The following is a 17436-nucleotide window of genomic DNA, read 5'->3' on the forward strand; positions in this document are numbered from 1 at the left end:
CAACCCAACCCCCATCTTTTGTACTTAACTCTTCGCAAGCTAGTCTTTACAAATCTGCCATTACTTTCTGGGCTGCTTCTAAGGTTTTATCGATGTCTTCATCAGTATGAGCTAAAGAAGTAAATCCCGCTTCAAATTGAGAAGGAGCAAGATAAATTCCCTGTTCCAACATCCCACGATGATAGCGAGCAAATTTCGCCAGATCCGACTTTTTGGCATCATCGTAATTGTGGACAGGATCTCCCCCGAAAAAGAGGCCAAACATTCCACTAATATGACCGCCAGAAGTTGCGTGACCCGTCTCTTTAGCAATTTTTTGCAAACCTGTAATTAATTTTTTGGTGACGCGATCGAGATGTTCGTAACTACCAGGTTTTTGCAATAATTTCAAAGTTTCGATCCCCGCAGTCATCGCTAAAGGGTTCCCAGAAAGTGTTCCCGCTTGATACATGGGACCAGCAGGAGCAACCATTGCCATAATATCCTTACGACCACCATAAGCTCCAACGGGAAGACCCCCACCAATCACTTTCCCTAAAGTTGTCAGATCGGGAGTTACGCCAAACTTCTCTTGTGCGCCACCGTAAGCGATGCGAAATCCTGTCATGACCTCATCAAACATTAATAATGCGCCATTTTCTTGCGTAATCACGCGCAATCCTTCCAAAAATCCGGCATCGGGAGGAATAAAGCCAGAATTGCCCACCACAGGCTCGAGAATAACACCAGCTATTTCCTCGGGATTGTCTGCAAATAGCTTTTTAACGGCTTCTAAATCATTGTAGGGAGCGTTGAGGGTATCGCTGGCGGTTGTTTTGGGAACTCCAGGAGAATCCGGTAAACCTAATGTTGCCACCCCGGAGCCTGCTTTAACCAAGAACATATCGGCGTGACCGTGATAGCAGCCTTCAAACTTAATCACTTTATTGCGTCCGGTAAAGGCTCGCATCAAGCGCAACACGGACATACAGGCTTCTGTACCTGAATTGACAAAACGAACCATATCAATGCTGGGAACAGCATCAATGACCATTTCCGCTAGGATATTTTCTAGGGTGCAAGGAGCGCCAAAACTGGTTCCTTTGTCTAAGGCAGCTTTTAATGCTTTAATCACGTCAGGATGGGCATGACCGCAAATAGCGGGACCCCAAGTGCCGACATAATCAGTATATTGGTTGCCATCAATATCCCAAATTTGGGAGCCGTTGACGCGATCGAAGACGATGGGTTGGCCGCCAACGGACTTAAATGCTCTCACGGGAGAACTGACTCCTCCAGGCATCAATTTTTGAGCAGCCGTAAAAATCTCTTCGGATTTACTGGTATTCAAAGATGTAGTTGCTACCAAAATTTTCTCCTTCTTTGTAATTGAATCTTGTTTTGCGCGATCGCCATGTTTGCCTTGAGAGGCAAGGGAATGAGAATAAGGGGACGATCGGCAAAAATATACGCTGCGATCGCGTTTGCCCGTTACAGGTTGCCAATTCCCTTTAAACTTTGAGATAGGCGACATTTTAACAGTTATCCGTTATCCGTTATCCGTTTTCAGTTGTTCCCGACTCTCTATCTCCTACTCCTCACTCCCTGATGCTCTTCGATTCTCCTCAAACTTACGCTCTCGCGCTGCATACCACCAGTTCTCAATTGGGATTGGCGATCGATAATTTTTCGGGAGATTCGCGCGATCGCCTTTGGAACCTACAGCGAGAGTTATCTACTCACTTGCATTCCCATCTAGCAGACTTTATTCAACCCCAAACATGGGCGGATCTGGCTTTTCTCGCCGTCGCTAAGGGTCCTGGCAGCTTTACCAGTACCCGTATTGGGCTAGTAACGGCACGTACCCTCGCCCAGCAACTCGATCGCCCTTTATTTGCTATTTCTTCTCTAGCGGGGTTTGCTTGGTCGCAAAAGGAGTTATTTCAGCCAGGCGATCGTATTATGGTTGAATATCCTGGCAAACGCGAAGCAATTTTTAGTGCAATTTATCAATTTATCTCCGATCGAGATGGGTTCGAGACAATTCTGCCCGATGGGGTTATGACTTTGGAACAGTGGCAGAAAAAACAACAAGATTTAGACTCTTCCGCAATTCTCCTTCAAGTCCCGTTAGATTTAGGGCAAACTGCCAACAGCATTTTAGAATTAGCTGCCCTTGCCTGGAAACAAGGCGATCGCCCCCATTGGTCCCAAGCACTCCCCTTTTACGGACAACACCCTGTTAATAGTTGATAGTTGATAGGTAAGTAGTTGATAGTTGATAGTTGATAGTTGATAGCGGGGAAGTTAGTTGATAGTTGATAGCGGGGAAGTTAGTTGATAGTTGATAGTTGATAGCGATGCACTGAGTTTGTCAGGCTTGATTGCTTTCGATCGCCCATCGCGCTAACTCCGTGCGATTTTTGAGTTGGGTTTTGTGTAACATATTAGAAACATGACTTTCAACGGTTCGCTGACTAACGTTGAGTTGGTCAGCAATATCCTTATTTTTCATGCCTTGGGCAACTAACTGCACAACATTCATTTCTCTGTCTGTGAGTTCGACTCCTTCGGGAACATGAAGAGTCATCGTCATATCAATGCCTTTTTTAGAAATATCTCGGTAGCGATCGACTTGACTGAGAGATGATTTGACCTGAGCCACCAATTCTTCTGGTTCAAAGGGTTTGACCATGTAGATATCGGCTCCTTTACTTAGGCCCTTGACGCGATCGCTACTTTGTCCTTTAGCAGAGAGAAAAAGAAAAGGAATCCAATTGAGTTTGGCATTTTCTTTCACCTTTTCCACAAACGTATAACCGTCCATTTCTGGCATCATGACATCACAGATAATCATGTCGGGAGTGTTCGTTTCCAGAATTTCTAAGGCTTCTTGACCATTTTCGGCAGCGATGACTTCATAGCCTTTCCATTCCAGATAATCCTTAACTAAAAGAATTAAATTGGGATCGTCATCCACCAACAGTAGTTTTTTGTTCTCTTTTTGAGGGGTTTCTTTCATAGCATTAAACAACGCTTTTGAGGTGTACGGTTCTTCAGTTTCAATGTACTTTATCCAGTGCGGTTCGCATAATTGCTTGAATCGTTTATATTATAGGACTAACACATTAAATGAGTGAAAATAAGACATTACAAAGAATTTACAATCGAATCGTTTTTTTGTCATCCGTTAATTCTCTAACTACTGCACGAGTTGCACTGTACTGTAACAATAACGCTTAAGCACCGTTTCCAGGGCAAAATAAGCGGGTTTGGGCTGCAATTCTCGGTCAAAGGTACAAGGGGTGGAGTTGCGATCGCCCTCTGGGGGTTTGTAAAAGGCATGGCAATCGCTCAACCCCCAAAGATTAAAACTTTTACAGCCAGAAGTGAGAGCCACATCAAGAACTTTAGCATAGGCTTTCCCTTGTAAGGCGTACTTTGCTTGTAAGGGTAGGTTTTGGGCGGGAGGATAAATAGGAATAGAAACTTCGCTAATGTGAACCGCAACCCCGAGGCTTTGCAGTTGTCGGATTAGGTTGGGAAGTCTCCATTTGGCAATCCCTAGGGTTCTAAAAACTTCGTTATGCACCTGCAAACCCACACCGTGAATGGGGATGCTATTCTCTTTCATTTCTTTAACCATTTGCGCGATCGCTTTCCATCGCGTCGGGGTGTGGAGGCGATAATCGAGGTAAATGAGATGAGCATGGCGATCGGCTTCGTGCGCCCATTGAAAGCATTTGGGGATAAAATTTTCGATCTGACTCCAGATAGATTTGCGAATTTTGCCATTGTCGGCGATCGCTTCGTTGACCACATCCCAAGCAGTGCAGACATCTTTATAGCGATCGACGGTGGTGAAAATGTAATCTCGCAGGACGTTTTCAAGTTCCAGCTTTGTGAGTTTTCGTAACCAAGAAGCACTACTTAAATGCCAGCAGAGGCAATGTCCGCGCAAGGTCAGATTGTGAGTACGGGCAAATTCGGCAAGGCGATCGGCTTTGGCAAAGTCGTAATCCTGGGGAGAATGGCGAATAGAATAGAATTTCATCTCCCATTCGGGAACAAGAAAGTCGAATTCGCGAGGGAGAATGGTATGGAGAGGGGATGTTTCGTCAAGGAGGATTTTGTGGTTGACGGCGGTGCCAAATTTGAAGTTAGGAAGGTAGTTTTTGAGCGGCATGATGCGATCGTGTGGGTTGGAATTGAATTTTTGCTATGATTATTTAGCTTGATAATACTAAATAATATAATACTGGAATATGCTCGGTCATTCTTGGGAAAAACGTATTATTCGTAAAGGTGAACATTGGTGGAAGCACGCTAGAGAGAATTTTGAGTTTTCTCAGAAATTTTATTCCTTCGATCCTCAACAACATCGTTACGCTTTGATTGGCGATAGCAATGCCAATATTCCCGAACTTTCCGCCTTTAGCCAATATTTCTGTTGGTCCGTATCGGGATGTCCAGTCAATGAGATATGGTTGAAGCGATATCTCGATTTTCTCAGTCCTCGCACGGAGATTATCTATTGGTGTTGTTCATCGGAACTCAATAATATTCGCATTCTCGATCGCTTGCGTTCTTGCTTGCATTATCCTCCTGAAAAGCGGTTTTGGACTTATGCTATCTGGCAGAGATATTGTTATAAAGCCAAGTATTATCAAACCATTAACCAACAAGATCGAGAACTATTGTTAAGCAATTATTTGGAAATGGTGAATTGGATTCTTAATACTTATCCCAATGTAATTTTAGTCCCACATTTATTATTAGCACTACAGAAAAAATTACCGGATTGGCTCAATCTACCGCCGACTTATCATTACTTGCAAGAACAACATCCCTCGAGAATAGCAGGTTTTGAAACAATAGATCGTTGCGAAAAAGAAGGATGGTGTATTGATGAGATTGGACATTTGAATGTGAAGGGATATCGTGCTTTAGCCCAAAAATTAGAGGAAGGGCGATCTTCACATCAGAACGATATTCAAAACTAACAACCTGCTCCAGCATACCAAAGTAGAGAGCCTAATTCTGGCGATCGCCATATTTCCATTAATCTCTGTCCAAAGACGAAAATCCACATGAGTGCCATAGTTTCCACCTGTTCCCCCCATTATAGTTGAATTTAAGGTCTTTAGATTTTAGGATAACTCGATTTCCATAGCCTCCAGCCCAACCAGCAAAAATAACATCTCCTCTGTACCAATTCTTAACATCAGTTTTAGCAAAAGCCTCAATGCGCTGTTGTTCAAGTTCTTTAATATTGTCTATTGCTGTTGTTCTCTATTGTAATAATCCGATCTAAAATAGGAAAAGCTCAATAGCAAAATAGAAAAATGAAGAAACCTGAATCTAGTGGCTGGAAAATCTTTCTTGCTCTTATCCTTGGAATCATGGGAAGTCAACTTAGTATTGCTACAAGTCAAGCCAACCCGAATTATACGAGTTTTAAAGAATTATGTTTGGCAAAGGAGAGTTTACCAGAAGAAACTCGCCATACGGTAGCACTGTTACTAAAGAAAGTAGAAACAGACGATTGTGATGAAGCTGATTGGAGAGTATCACGTCTGACTTTATTATCATGGAGTGGTAAGAATATTACTGATATTAGTCCTTTGCGATATTTAGTAAATCTTACTAGACTTAACTTAAGCGGTAACAATATTAGTAATATTAATTCTTTACAATATCTAACAAGACTAAGTAAAGTAGATGTGTCTCGTAATAAAATTGATAATATTGAACCACTCAAATATCTTATTTTTCTTACCGAAATTGAGCTACATTATAACCAAATTAATGATTTGACCCCCTTATCTAAATTAAAAGAATTGACAATTGTTAATTTAGGTTCAAATAAAATTAGTGATTTAACTCCTCTTTCTAACTTAATTAATTTTGAGTATCTTGACTTAAGCAATAATCAAATTAATGAGCTATCACCTCTTTCAACTCTGAACAATCTTACAGATCTCGACCTAAATAATAATCAAATTGATGATTTGAAACCCATCTCTAACTTGAATTCTCTTTATACACTCTATGTAACAGATAATCAAATTAATGATTTAACTCCTCTTGCCTCTCTTACTCAACTAACATCTCTCAGCTTATCAAGAAATAAAATTATTAATTTAGTTCCTTTAACTAACTTATCTCAAATGCTTTTTTTAGATTTAGATAATAATCTGATTCGCGATATCAGTCCTTTAACAAACCTTTCTAATCTTCGAGAACTCAATCTAGAAAATAACCAGATTGAGGATGCGACTCCTTTGGCAAATCTAAAAACTATAGCTAGTCTTTGTTTGGAGGGAAATTCCTTGCATCTAACCTCTGCACCTCTTCAGTTTTCTGACTGTATCTACTAATCTTCAAGTTAATCTAAATACAGAATAGCAAAAATCTTAGCTATTAGAAAATTTGCTCCTCTTTCCCAAGCAACTCCAAGTCCACAATTTTACCTTCTAAAATTGATAGAATGAGAAAGGTTAGAACGTTAGAAAAATGAAAAAAACGAACTTTAGAAACTGGAAAATTGGACTGGCTCTCATTCTCGGAGCGATCGGCAGTCAATTGGGGATTGCTGCAAGTCACGCGAACCTAAATTATACGAGTTTCCGGCAATGGTGCGAGGCTAAGGAAAGTTTGCCCGAAGAAACTCGGTATACAGTAGAAGTATTACTTAAATCCATAAGAACGGAGGATTGTTATGATGCCAATATTAAACTATCGATTTTAAACAATCTTCTGGGGCTTAGTCTTCTTGACAATCAAGTTAGTGACTTAACTCCCTTAGCTTCTCTCATACAGTTGGACAGTCTCGATCTCAGTAACAACCAAATCGAAGACGTTTCTCTTTTGGCTAATATGTCTCGACTTCAGTTTTTAGAGTTGCAAGACAATCGCATTCAAGATGTCAGTCCCTTAGCTCAATTAGTTGATATCAGAATAATCAATTTAGATGACAATCAAATTCAAGATGCCACTTCTTTAGGGGTTTTTCAGAACAGAGAAAGTGTTTGTTTAAGAGGAAATCCTCTCACTCCCACTTCCGCTTCTCTTCAATTTTCCTGTGGAGAGCTATACGAACATTAATGACCGCTCAATACTTTGACAATGTTGTTCAAAAATACAATCTCCTCCCAAAAATATATTGATATACAAGAGTTCTATGAAGCGAAAACTCAAAAAAAGTAATGCTACTACTGAAATTATTGCAAATCCAAAGCTGATACGTTTTAGGAATTGATTTGCTCTATATTCTCTCAAAAAAAAGAATAATGAAACTGAAGATGTTAAGATTGAAATAATGATACCAACAGCAGTAAAAACAATAAAACCCAATAAAGTTTGACCACTAACAATAGTATTTATTCTTGGATCTGAAATATCGTAATAAGGATATAACAAACGATCGAATGTTACATAAAAAATAATTGAGCAAGAGACTGAATTGAGAACAGTTAAGAGAAAGATAACTGCTAAAAAACGTAGTTTTAATTTCATGATTCATCCTATTTAAACATTAACAATCACCATTTAAGACTCTATCAAGCTGATAAATATTAACTCTTTTTTGAACTGCTTCTCGATCATAAAAATCGGCATATCTTTCTGTCCAACCCATATGATTGAGCATAATATCATTCTGTTATCATAATTTTCAAATAACCATCGCCAGCTACACTATCAACTTCAACTTCAATATAAGTATCTGGAATCAAGGGTTTAGCAACAACTTGACCGAAGTTTTTTGGCAATATTCCATACTGAAGTTCTACTAATTCTTGGCTTGGAAAAGAAGAAATACGCCATAAATACGTGATTTTTCCTAAGTTATCTCGTGAATAAAACTCCACACTACTTATCCGCATAGGAGGCCGATTGCAGTTTTTGCCTTGAGCAAAACGAACTTTAAAAGAACTAGCTCGCGTATCAATCGGAATAATACAGTGTGGTGGAGGGTGACAACTGGATAAACCTAGTAAACAGCTTAAAATAATTCCCCAGTAGAAAAATTTATTAGTAATAAGTTTTACCATAATGTCGCGGCTCCATCTTTTGTCCAAACTCTCCTTGTGTGATTGGTCAGAATCTCATTCTGTTACTCTGACCTTTAAATAACCCCCACCAGCTACACTATCGACTTCAACTTCAAGGTAAGTATCTGGAATCAAGGGTTTAGCATCAACTTGATCGAAGTTTTCTGGTAATATTCCATACTGAAGTTCTACTAATTCTTGGCCTGGAGAAGCAATACGCCATAAATACGTGATTTTTCCTAAGTTATCTCGTGAATAGAACTCCACACTAGTAATAGGCATAGGAGGCCGATTGCAGTTTTTTCCTAGAGCAAAACGAACTGTAAAAGAACTGGCGCGTTTATCGATAGGAATGATGCAGTGTGGTGAAGGCTGACAACTGGATAAACTCAGTAAACAGCTTAAAATAATTCCCCAGTATAAAAATCTATTAGTAATAAGTTTTACCATAATGTCGCGGCTCCATCTTTTGTCCAAACTCTTCCCATATAGCCGAGTAAAGTATTGTAATCTTGATGATCTTGATTGGTGGCATTCCCAGTTGAATCTTCAATTTTTAGCTTAAGTATGTAGTAATCCTCCACAGCTCGTGCTTGTTGTTCTGCGTTCCAATCTTCCCAAGGATTTCCTGCATTGTGAGCATCTCGCCATTTATAAGCATTGTTTCTATTTCCCGTTGTTACCTGTGCATACGCTTGAGCAATTAAACTGTTCACAGCATAACCCCAACCTCCATTTTGATACTGCCAAACATGAGCCATTTCATGAATTAAAAGTTCGCGGCCTGCTTCTGTCAGAGTTGTTCCATCAATTGCAAAAATTGAACTACCATTATATGTAGAACTAGGATTGATAAGAATAGTATTTCCTAGCACCATCGCAGCAGAATTCAAATTGCTGACTTTCCGAATTTTAATGAGACTATAATCTACAGTATCTCGAAAGATTTCTCGAGCAACACTGATTTCGCGACTGCTCAAAACAAAATAATTTTGAGGCTCGTTTTTGCGTTGATAACAATCGGCGATCGCAGTATCACGTATTCTTTCCAACTCCAATCTTAATTCATCGCTGTTATATATATCATAAATTCCCCTATTATTATCTATCACATCAATTGCTCCTTGAAAATGTATACGAATATCCATAATACAACTACGGATATCATCTTCATTAAAAAGATGAGGCTTGATTGCTGTTTGATAAGGAACTTCTGCGACCAATTCGGGATCTCCATCAGTTCTCAAATCATAAAAGAAAGATGTGTTGTCTAGTAACGAGAGTTCTACATCTGTGGTTGGTACACTCACAGATTTGATATTCGATCCTGTTCCCGAACTAAAACCGATTAAAGCACCTGTCCCTCCTAATCCATTGAATCCATTTGATTTTAACCCACTCGTCCATTGCATATCGTCATAGCCCAAAATTATCCAATCTCCCTCTGGATCGTTTTCTAAATACAGTTGGAAATTATTCGTTTTATCATCTTTTGAGCCAAAATAACTGACATCTTGCCAATTAACTTGAATGTAAGAATTACCGCGATCGCTAACTCCCTGAGAAACAGAAACCTCCCCACTGTCTTGAGTATCAACATCAGCCCAAAAAGGAGCAATCATCGGAATATCCTTGGGAAAACCCTGAGAATCGAACTTTGAGAAAGGCTTTCCAAACGTCACCGTGCCATTATTATTGAGATAAAAACTATCGTAAGTCTGACCATAGAAATCAAAATCAAACCCCAAAGGAATCGCCGTCGAAGAATCATCATCATTTCCCACCAACTTATTTTCGCTTAAATCGACTTTTTTCGGCGGCTTCCCTCGCGTTAGCAACTTGCCAATCTCCAGACCTTCCACACCCGAAAGACCTAAAGCAATCTCCGTCTCCACCTGGGTCGAATCTTTCGCCACCGGAAACTCCGGTATAAATCGCCACTGTACCGTCCCCTCTCCATGCAACACTTCGGGTATCCGGAAATCTTCGCTGCCAGTCTGTAACGTCGTACTCACCGATTCGGGCAAGTAAAAGTCAACCTCTTTAATCTTGACAAACTTACCCAACTCATCATCTAGCTTCTCATGAAACGCCACCGTAGCCCCCATCTCCTCAAAAGCCTCCCGACCCCCAACCACATCCAACCAACGATAAAGCGCATAAGGAGTCTCCACAGTCTGGGTTTCCTCATTCCCAAACGTTACCTTCTCCTTCACCGTCACCACCGACCCAAACAAGCGATCCTTCTCCAACCCAGAAAGGTCGATCGCCTTCAAAACCCCCGCCAAACGCTTATCACTATCCCCCTGATTAAGAGTAAAAGACTGCTCGACAAAATCCAAATCTCCCGTCTTCTCCAGAAACGCCGCCAACGGACCCTCCACCTGCACAGAAACCTCCCGTTGGTCTACATTACCCCCAACAGTAGGAGCCGCAAATAGAAGCTCAAAATCATCATTATCTCCTTCCACCAGCAACTCCCCTCGAAGCTCCTCTACCCGAGCAATATGAGTTTGCCAATACCCACCCGATCCACTACCACCATCAATAGGTAATTGTGGTAAAGGAGAAGGAGAATCGCAATCAATAATTCCATACCAACAAGTACCCGGATCGGGATTATTGGGATTATCTGCCGAATCAAACCAAGGAGTATCAACCCAAAGCAAAGACACACTCTCCTGAGAAGGACTACTCCAATCGAGATTCACCCATCCCCCCGCAATCTCCTCATCATTATCCAAATACTCCACCACAATCTCATAAGACCCACCCGCATCTAACGGGAGAGAAACACTCTCCGAAACATCCTCCCCCAACGGCAAATTCGTCCCATCGATCGCCAACACCCCATCAATCCAAACCCGCACCGGTTCCGCCGCATTCACCTCAAACGTATACACCTCATCATATTGAGGAGAGATCGTCCCCGTCCACGTTGCCTCAAAAATCGGCTCCTTCGGTGGATACAACTGAGAAGAAGGAATCGTTTCCTTAACCTGAGAATTACTCGACCACAACAGTTTCGCCGTCGCATCGCCAGTATCCTCAAAATACTCCAACTTAATATCGTACTTCTGACCCGCCTCCAGAGAAATAGGTTGACTGACATTCTCCGTCACCCCGTGAGTCGTCCAATTATCCACAACCAACACCCCATTCACCCACAACCGCACCCCATCATCACTCTGGGTATAAAACGTATAATTCTCATCGTAAAGCGGCTCAATCTGCCCCGTCCACCGCGCACTATAAGTATCCGCATCCATCCCCTCATCCGGAGAACCACTTCCCCAAGCAAAATCCACCGACCCATCCGTGCGACTCGTCACCCAATCCGTGAAATCCTCATTATTAAAATAATCTCCCTTTAACCCCGTCCCTTGACCCTCTACCCCCACCGGAATCGTCAACTGTTCCGGATACAAAAACTCCTGGGGAATCACCCCTAAAGACCGAGAATCACTCTCCCAGAGCAACTTCAACTGAGCATCCCCCACCTCATCCTTATAATCCACCTGAAAATCATACTTCACACCCGCTTGCAAACGGAAAGGAATCTCCCCAGCAATATCCACACTGCTATTACTATCACTCCAATTCTCAATAACCTTGTACCAAGTATTTGTATCGGGATCGCGAACCCAAACCCGCGAACCCCCATTAGCACGAGACGTTAAAGTAAAATCCTCACTATAAGGTGCTTCCAACTTGCCCGTAAACCGTGCCGACCAATTATCGTTCGGTAAAGACCCATAAGCCGGATTCCCCCCATCCCATTCAAAATCAATCCCTTGAGGCGTTCCTCCCAAATTAGCCGTGCTACTGGGTTCTGTGCTGTTGAAATAGAGAGCATTTACCCCCGTCCCTGCTGCTTGTACTTCCGGTGCATATTCCGGTTCAATCCCATAGATATACTTTGTGGGAATCACTTCTCGCGTCCTTGAACCACTTTCCCACAGCAATTCTAAATCTGCATCCCCGATTTCTTCTTGGAATTCTGCCTTGAAATCATATTTCACTCCTGCTTCCAGAAACACTCCTGGACTGGTGTTGAGTTGGGATGTATTGGGGTCTTCTTCCCAGTCTTCTATCAATTCCTGCCATTCTCCTCCCGGTTCGCGCAACCAAAATCTCACTTTTCCATCGGCGCGGGTGGAGATGTTGTAGAGGTCTGTGCTGGGGGCTTCGATTTGTCCTGTCCAGATTCCTGACCAACCATCTGGGGGCATATCTAGGTAGGGCTTGCTGAGAAAGCCCTATATAGCAATTCTGGAGGCTATACAGCATACACAGTAGTAGTTTCATCGCTGCGATCGCCAATCCAGCCAGAAATTTTCCCCGAAAATGCAAGAGTTTTGAGTGGCTATGGGCAAAAACCTTGGACTTTTTTTGCGAAGAAAAGCTGGAAACTCTTATCTGGTATGGCTTTCAGGCTTATACAGCAAGCCCTAGGTAGGAGGGAGAATGCCCGCCCCAGTCTCGGTTGGCTTCGTTTTCTTGCCAGGTAAATCGCTTCTGGGAGAAGTCTTGGTGGAGATAATAATTGGCTTTGGGTCCTGTTCCTTGTGCTTGCACGCCGGGTTCTTCACTTAAGTCGTCGGCATAGAGGAATTGAGTGGGGATGACTTCGGGGGAACGGCTGGGACTTTCCCAGAGGGTTTCGATGCTGGAGTTTCCGGTGTCGTCTTGATATTCGATTTTGATTTCGTATTGGTTTCCGGCGCTGAATTCAAAGGGGACTGTGCCGGTGCGTTCTCGAATACCTCCGTTATCTTCTTCCCAGCCTTCGAGGATTTTATGCCATTCTCCTTGTTGGTCTTTAATCCAGACTCGGGTGCGTCCGTCGGCATGGGTGTGGAATTGATAGGTTTCTGATGTGGGGGCTTCGATGCGTCCTGTCCAGATGCTGGAGTGTCCGTCGGGGGGGGTGACGCTCCAAATGCTGCCTTGGTTGCCCCAGTCGTGCAGGATTTGACTATTTTGGTTGTTTTCTCCGCCGAGTAGCCCGAAGTCGGGGTGGTGATAATGTTTGACTTTGAGTCCTGTTCCGGTTTGTGTGGTGTTGGGGAGGGGGTGTTCTCCTGGGTGTAGGTAGGTGCTGGGGATGGTTTCCTGGGGACGGCTGGGACTTTCCCATTTTAGGTTGAGGCTGGCTTCGCCGATATCGTCTTGATATTCGATTTTGATGGGGTAGTGGGTGCTTTGTTGCAGGGGGAAGGGGATGGTGATGTTGTGGGTGGTGGTGCTGGGGTCTCCTTGGTTCCAGGTGTCGAGGAGTTTGTGCCATTCTCCTGTGGCGGGGTTTTGCAGCCAAATACGTGAGCGTCCGTTGGCTTCAAGGGTGAGGTCGTAGGTTTCGCTGCTGGGGGCTTCTAGCCATCCTGTCCAGCGTATGGAGAAGCGATCTGCTCCGACGCTACCCCAGGCTGGGGTTCCGAGTCCCCAGAGGAAGTTGAGGTTGGGGTCGATGCGGCTGGTTTGCGGTTGTCCGAAGTCTTCTCTGTTATAGTATTCTCCTCTTAGTCCGGTGCCGTTGAGTTCGGCTGTGATGGTTTCGCCGTTGAGGGTGAGGGTGAGGCGATCGCTTTCTTGTTGCAAGGCTTGTAGTTGCGGGTCGTCGAGGTCGATTCCTTGTACTACGCGGGCGAAGATTGCGCCTTCGTCTCCTGGGGTATCATCGGTTTCGAGTTTGACATCGAGGTAGTGTCCCAGTTCTTCGAGGATGATGTTACTGATGATTTGGGGGTTCTCGGCGTGGGTTTCGAGGATTTCTTGGGACAGATAAATGGTGTTCGTTTCGATACCATAAGCGGCGTTGGCGCTTCCGAGTTCGCTTTGGGTGAGGATTTCGAGTCTGGGGAATTCTTGTCCGCTAATGATGTTGGCTACGGCTTCGGTTACGTTTTCGAGTTGGATTTCTTCGCCAAAGGTAAATTGTACTCTTTCGAGGAAGTCGGGTTGTTGGCTGAAGGTTTCGAGGTTGTCGGCGGCGTTGTTGACGGCTTCGATGACGATTTCGGTTAGGTCTGGGCGATCGCTGATGATTTCGATGATAGCTGTATCTTCGCCTACGGGGATAAAGTCGGTTTCGATGTCGGCAAATTCGAGGATTTCTTGTCCTAGGTCGCTGTCTCGCCAGTCTTTCCCATCGGCGATGACTTCATCGATGTCGGGGGCTTCTCCTCTGGCTCCTCTCACTTGAAAGATGATATCGTTATAGTCTTTGTCGTACCAGTTGCTATCAAAACGAACGTCTTCAAAGACGAAGGTTTGTCCGTCTCCGGTGATGTCGGCGATTTGTCCCCAATGTAGTGAGTCGTTAGGATTGGCGGTGCTCAGGGAAAATAGGGGGGTTTTTGAGCCGCCGATGTTGGGGTTCTCAAAGACTTGCTCGACTTCTCCGTTAGGGACGAGCATGATTCCGAATTTATCTCCGGCTCTCATTTGAAAGGTTTTTGCGCCTTGATATTCTCCCTGATTAAAGTTTCCTTCTCCTAAGTTTCCTGCAAATCTGGCTCCTTCTTCTCGGTCTGAGATAACGATATGTCCCCATTCCGTGTCGGATAAGGCTCTGTTGGCGGCTTCTTGGATGAATTCTGGGGAGCCTGGTTCGTATTCTTCCATTCCTTCTAGACTGAAGATGGCGAGTTCTCCTTTATATTTTCCGCCATCGTATAGGAAGTCGATCGCTATTTCTCCTGTTGCGCCTACTTCAAATGTCCCTGATGTGAAGGGTTCTTGGGGGAGAAATGGCTGTATTTGCAAATCCTCTGGGTTTCCATCCTCTAATATGTCAATCTCATCCAAGAAAGAGAGGTTGTCTCCCTCTAATAGTGCGAGGTCGGGTGCGTCTTCTCCACCAAAATCAATGAGGGCGCTGGGGGTGAGAATCGGTTCTAGGATGAAGGCTTGAAACCTATTCTCAGTTTCTTTTTGGGTGGATTCTTGACGCGAGAATAAACGAATAAGCCAATTCATCGGTTTCACACTATGAGGGAGTTGGGATGATAAGTCAAGGACGCGATCGCGTTCTTTCTCTGACTTGAATAAGTATGGTAAGGCAAGGAAATTAAAACTGCAAATTAACCGATCGGTGGATTTATCAGTAATATTGCGGGTTTACCTTGACTCAGAGTTCTCTTTTTGTCATATTTCTTAATAATAGGGATTCAGGATTGGTGGGTAAAGCATGGGACTAAAGAGCGGTTAGGGGGTGCTGACAGAAAATATACTCTTCAACCGGGCGATCGCCGATTAAATGCTCTTGAATAATGCGTTCGATAATTTCCGGTGTTGCATTCCGATACCAAATACCATCGGGATAAACCAGCAAAATCGGTCCCTCGCTGCAAACTCGCAAGCAATTGGTTTTCGTGCGAAAAATACAAGTCTCGCGATCGCCTCCCGGTTCGTCTAAACCCAGTTCCCCCAAGCGTCGTTTCAGATAATCCCAAGACTCTAACCCGACTTCTTTCCGACAGCATTTCGGTTTAGTCTGATCCGCACAGAGAAACAAATGTCGCTGAATTTTTTGCAATCCGAGACTTTGTACGCAGGATTCTAGTTTTTTTGTATCAGACATTTCAATTATTAATTCTCAATTCTCAATTATCTTCTCATCCCTCTTCCCAAAATTGTTCCGTGCGGGGTACTATAGAAGACTGTGAGTTTTTGGGCTAAAGGTTATGAAAGCGGAAGAAATGATTCGCTCAATTGAGGCAGAACACCTCAAAGACAGCTTACCCACAATTCACGTGGGCGATCTCGTTCGCATTGGAGTTAAAATCCAAGAAGGCGGCAAAGAAAGGGTACAGCCCTACGAAGGCACTGTAATTGCGAAACGCAATGGTGGAATTAGCGAAACCATCACCGTGCGTAAAATCTTTCAAGGTGTTGGTGTAGAGCGGGTTTTTCTGCTCCATTCTCCTAGAGTGGTTAGTATTAAAATCCTGCGACGGGGTAAAGTCAGACGCGCTAAACTTTATTATCTGCGCGATCGCATCGGTAAAGCTACCCGGATTAAACAACGCTTCGATCGCGCCCTTGAATAATTGGAGAGAGAATATTTTTTGGCAAAATACTGGCGTGTGTTCCCCCTTTTACGTTAAACTGAACTAATGAATGCTTCAAATTGATTGACTGGGTTAATTTGCTATCAATCAAGCTATGAACTGAAGGTTCACGAGCGCTCTTAGTTCAGTTGGTAGAACGCGGGTCTCCAAAACCCGATGTCGGGGGTTCAAGTCCTCCAGGGCGCGTTAAAAGGGTAAAGTAGATATACCCTATATGTATTGCCTTTCCCCTGTTGGCTAAACAGGTCGAAAAGTCCTTTCCCAATAGGGATGACAAGTCATTGTCCATCTGCAAACAAAATGGGGAGAAAATCCACCGTGGCCAAGAAAAAATCGTCAAAAAAGGACACCAGTAACAACAAAAATAAATCTCAAAATGGCGCTCAAAATGCACCCCAAAATCAAGGCGATCGACAAAATGTAAAAGATAGCGTCAAAAATAGTCCTTCCCTCGAGAAGGAAAAAGCAGCCCCAGTCCCTCGAAAAGATACTGGTGAAAAATTTAACGCCGTTAAATTTTTTCAAGAATCGAAAGAGGAACTCTCTAAAGTTGTCTGGCCGTCACGACAACAATTAATTAGCGAATCTGCTGCTGTAGTTTTAATGGTGACATTGGTTGCCACGACGATCTATTTTGTCGATAACTTATTTGTGTGGTTAAGTGGCAAGGTGTTCTAATGAATGTGACGAGGGACAATCTCGAAGATACAAATCTTGAAGAAACCGATGAAGACTTCCAAGAGGAAGAGTCTTTTCCGACGATTAAAAATGCGCGTTGGTATGCCGTTCAAGTTGCCTCGGGTTGTGAAAAACGAGTTAAGGCCAACTTAGAACAGCGCATCCACACTTTAGACGTGGCCGATCGCATTCTGCAAATTCAAATCCCCCAAACCCCAACGGTTAAAGTGCGTAAAGACGGCACGCGAATTCATGGGGAAGAAAAGGTTTTTCCTGGCTATGTTCTCGTCAAAATGATTTTAGATGATGACGCATGGCAAGCCGTTAAAAATACACCTAACGTGATTAATTTTGTCGGTGCGGAAAAACAACGTCCCTATGGAAGAGGAAGAGGCCACGTTAAACCCGTCCCTCTGAGTCCGTCAGAAGTCGAACGCATTTTCAGACAGACCCAAGAACAAGAACCTGTTGTCAAAATTGATATGGCAGTGGGTGATAAAATAATGGTTCTGTCGGGTCCCTTTAAAGACTTTGAAGGTGAAGTGATTGAAGTTAGTCCCGAACGGAGCAAACTCAAAGCACTTCTTTCAATTTTTGGACGGGATACGCCAGTGGAATTGGAGTTCAATCAGGTCGAAAAACAAAGCTAA

Annotated in this window: 15 protein-coding genes, 1 tRNA gene and 1 pseudogene; 8 read left to right on the forward strand and 9 right to left on the reverse strand. The window is 43.4% G+C overall.

From position 1 onward, the window contains the following. Positions 1-46: 46 nt before the first annotated feature. Positions 47-1348, reverse strand: a complete 1302-nt coding sequence (hemL, locus tag JUI58_RS26060; RefSeq protein WP_348539979.1) for a glutamate-1-semialdehyde 2,1-aminomutase — start codon at positions 1346-1348, stop codon at positions 47-49. A gap of 239 nt (positions 1349-1587) precedes the next feature. Here hemL and tsaB point away from each other — a divergent pair, with 239 nt between their 5' ends. Continuing rightward, a complete protein-coding gene (gene tsaB, locus JUI58_RS26065; RefSeq protein WP_204106782.1) occupies positions 1588-2232 on the forward strand; it encodes a tRNA (adenosine(37)-N6)-threonylcarbamoyltransferase complex dimerization subunit type 1 TsaB in 645 nt (214 codons plus the stop codon). Between the two features lie 121 nt (positions 2233-2353). On the opposite strand, the gene JUI58_RS26070 is transcribed toward tsaB, so the two are convergent. Both JUI58_RS26070 and JUI58_RS26075 read right to left on the reverse strand, forming a co-directional pair. Next, the gene (locus JUI58_RS26070; protein WP_204106783.1) at positions 2354-3001 is read right to left on the reverse strand and encodes a response regulator transcription factor; all 648 of its coding nucleotides are present in this window, start codon (positions 2999-3001) and stop codon (positions 2354-2356) included. Between the two features lie 180 nt (positions 3002-3181). After that, entirely contained in the window at positions 3182-4165 is a 984-nt protein-coding gene (locus JUI58_RS26075; protein WP_204106784.1) for an endo-1,4-beta-xylanase, read from the reverse strand. 79 nt (positions 4166-4244) lie between these two features. Here JUI58_RS26075 and JUI58_RS26080 point away from each other — a divergent pair, with 79 nt between their 5' ends. The 3 genes from JUI58_RS26080 to JUI58_RS26090 all read left to right on the forward strand — a co-directional run bounded on the left by JUI58_RS26080 (position 4245) and on the right by JUI58_RS26090 (position 7086). Then, entirely contained in the window at positions 4245-4982 is a 738-nt protein-coding gene (locus JUI58_RS26080; RefSeq protein WP_204106785.1) for a hypothetical protein, read from the forward strand. 342 nt (positions 4983-5324) lie between these two features. Continuing rightward, positions 5325-6359 carry a leucine-rich repeat domain-containing protein gene (locus JUI58_RS26085; RefSeq protein WP_204106786.1) on the forward strand — a complete coding sequence of 345 codons (1035 nt, stop codon included), beginning with the start codon at positions 5325-5327 and terminating at the stop codon, positions 6357-6359. 136 nt (positions 6360-6495) lie between these two features. Next, complete coding sequence (locus JUI58_RS26090; protein ID WP_204106787.1) at positions 6496-7086, forward strand: leucine-rich repeat domain-containing protein; 591 nt, start codon at positions 6496-6498, stop codon at positions 7084-7086. Here the strand turns inward: JUI58_RS26090 and JUI58_RS26095 are convergent. From JUI58_RS26095 to JUI58_RS26120, 6 genes are all read right to left on the reverse strand, one after another. Further along, positions 7072-7497: a hypothetical protein gene (locus JUI58_RS26095; protein ID WP_204106788.1), complete on the reverse strand. Its 426-nt coding sequence runs from the start codon at positions 7495-7497 to the stop codon at positions 7072-7074. The genes JUI58_RS26090 and JUI58_RS26095 overlap by 15 nt on opposite strands. A 137-nt stretch (positions 7498-7634) precedes the next feature. Further along, positions 7635-8033, reverse strand: coding sequence for a hypothetical protein (locus JUI58_RS26100; protein ID WP_204106789.1), 399 nt, complete (start codon positions 8031-8033; stop codon positions 7635-7637). Positions 8034-8087: 54 nt separating this feature from the next. Continuing rightward, positions 8088-8315, reverse strand: a complete 228-nt coding sequence (locus JUI58_RS26105; RefSeq protein WP_204106790.1) for a hypothetical protein — start codon at positions 8313-8315, stop codon at positions 8088-8090. 161 nt (positions 8316-8476) lie between these two features. Next, positions 8477-12265: a PA14 domain-containing protein gene (locus tag JUI58_RS26110; RefSeq protein WP_204106791.1), complete on the reverse strand. Its 3789-nt coding sequence runs from the start codon at positions 12263-12265 to the stop codon at positions 8477-8479. A 205-nt stretch (positions 12266-12470) separates the two neighbouring features. Next, on the reverse strand, positions 12471-15014 hold the full coding sequence (locus JUI58_RS26115; RefSeq protein ID WP_204106792.1) for a PA14 domain-containing protein: 2544 nt from the start codon (positions 15012-15014) through the stop codon (positions 12471-12473). Between the two features lie 217 nt (positions 15015-15231). Then, positions 15232-15618 (reverse strand): ferredoxin, encoded by a 387-nt coding sequence (locus JUI58_RS26120; protein WP_204106793.1) that lies wholly within the window; start codon positions 15616-15618, stop codon positions 15232-15234. A gap of 103 nt (positions 15619-15721) precedes the next feature. On the opposite strand from JUI58_RS26120, the gene rplS reads away from it, so the two are divergent. The 4 genes and pseudogenes from rplS to nusG all read left to right on the forward strand — a co-directional run bounded on the left by rplS (position 15722) and on the right by nusG (position 17436). Continuing rightward, positions 15722-16087: a 50S ribosomal protein L19 gene (rplS, locus tag JUI58_RS26125; protein WP_204106794.1), complete on the forward strand. Its 366-nt coding sequence runs from the start codon at positions 15722-15724 to the stop codon at positions 16085-16087. Positions 16088-16221: 134 nt separating this feature from the next. After that, positions 16222-16294, forward strand: a tRNA-Trp gene (locus JUI58_RS26130). A 315-nt stretch (positions 16295-16609) separates the two neighbouring features. Continuing rightward, a pseudogene (gene secE / locus JUI58_RS28300) lies at positions 16610-16786 on the forward strand (preprotein translocase subunit SecE); the annotation flags it as partial. Further along, positions 16786-17436, forward strand: a complete 651-nt coding sequence (gene nusG, locus JUI58_RS26140; protein ID WP_204106796.1) for a transcription termination/antitermination protein NusG — start codon at positions 16786-16788, stop codon at positions 17434-17436. The pseudogene secE and the gene nusG, both read left to right, overlap by 1 nt.

Origin of the sequence: Spirulina sp. CCY15215 (genome assembly GCF_016888125.1) — a bacterium.
GTDB lineage: Bacteria > Cyanobacteriota > Cyanobacteriia > Cyanobacteriales > Spirulinaceae > CCY15215.

Excerpts from the sequence above, each read along its gene's own strand:
- tsaB (WP_204106782.1), top strand. The coding sequence starts at position 1,588 with ATGCTCTTCGATTCTCCTCAAACTTACGCTCTCGCGCTGCATACCACC.
- JUI58_RS26070 (WP_204106783.1), bottom strand. The coding sequence starts at position 3,001 with ATGAAAGAAACCCCTCAAAAAGAGAACAAAAAACTACTGTTGGTGGAT.
- JUI58_RS26075 (WP_204106784.1), bottom strand. The coding sequence starts at position 4,165 with ATGCCGCTCAAAAACTACCTTCCTAACTTCAAATTTGGCACCGCCGTC.
- JUI58_RS26080 (WP_204106785.1), top strand. The coding sequence starts at position 4,245 with ATGCTCGGTCATTCTTGGGAAAAACGTATTATTCGTAAAGGTGAACAT.
- JUI58_RS26085 (WP_204106786.1), top strand. The coding sequence starts at position 5,325 with ATGAAGAAACCTGAATCTAGTGGCTGGAAAATCTTTCTTGCTCTTATC.
- JUI58_RS26090 (WP_204106787.1), top strand. The coding sequence starts at position 6,496 with ATGAAAAAAACGAACTTTAGAAACTGGAAAATTGGACTGGCTCTCATT.
- JUI58_RS26095 (WP_204106788.1), bottom strand. The coding sequence starts at position 7,497 with ATGAAATTAAAACTACGTTTTTTAGCAGTTATCTTTCTCTTAACTGTT.
- JUI58_RS26100 (WP_204106789.1), bottom strand. The coding sequence starts at position 8,033 with ATGGTAAAACTTATTACTAATAAATTTTTCTACTGGGGAATTATTTTA.
- JUI58_RS26105 (WP_204106790.1), bottom strand. The coding sequence starts at position 8,315 with ATGCCTATTACTAGTGTGGAGTTCTATTCACGAGATAACTTAGGAAAA.
- JUI58_RS26110 (WP_204106791.1), bottom strand. The coding sequence starts at position 12,265 with ATGCCCCCAGATGGTTGGTCAGGAATCTGGACAGGACAAATCGAAGCC.
- JUI58_RS26115 (WP_204106792.1), bottom strand. The coding sequence starts at position 15,014 with ATGAATTGGCTTATTCGTTTATTCTCGCGTCAAGAATCCACCCAAAAA.
- JUI58_RS26120 (WP_204106793.1), bottom strand. The coding sequence starts at position 15,618 with ATGTCTGATACAAAAAAACTAGAATCCTGCGTACAAAGTCTCGGATTG.
- rplS (WP_204106794.1), top strand. The coding sequence starts at position 15,722 with ATGAAAGCGGAAGAAATGATTCGCTCAATTGAGGCAGAACACCTCAAA.
- nusG (WP_204106796.1), top strand. The coding sequence starts at position 16,786 with ATGAATGTGACGAGGGACAATCTCGAAGATACAAATCTTGAAGAAACC.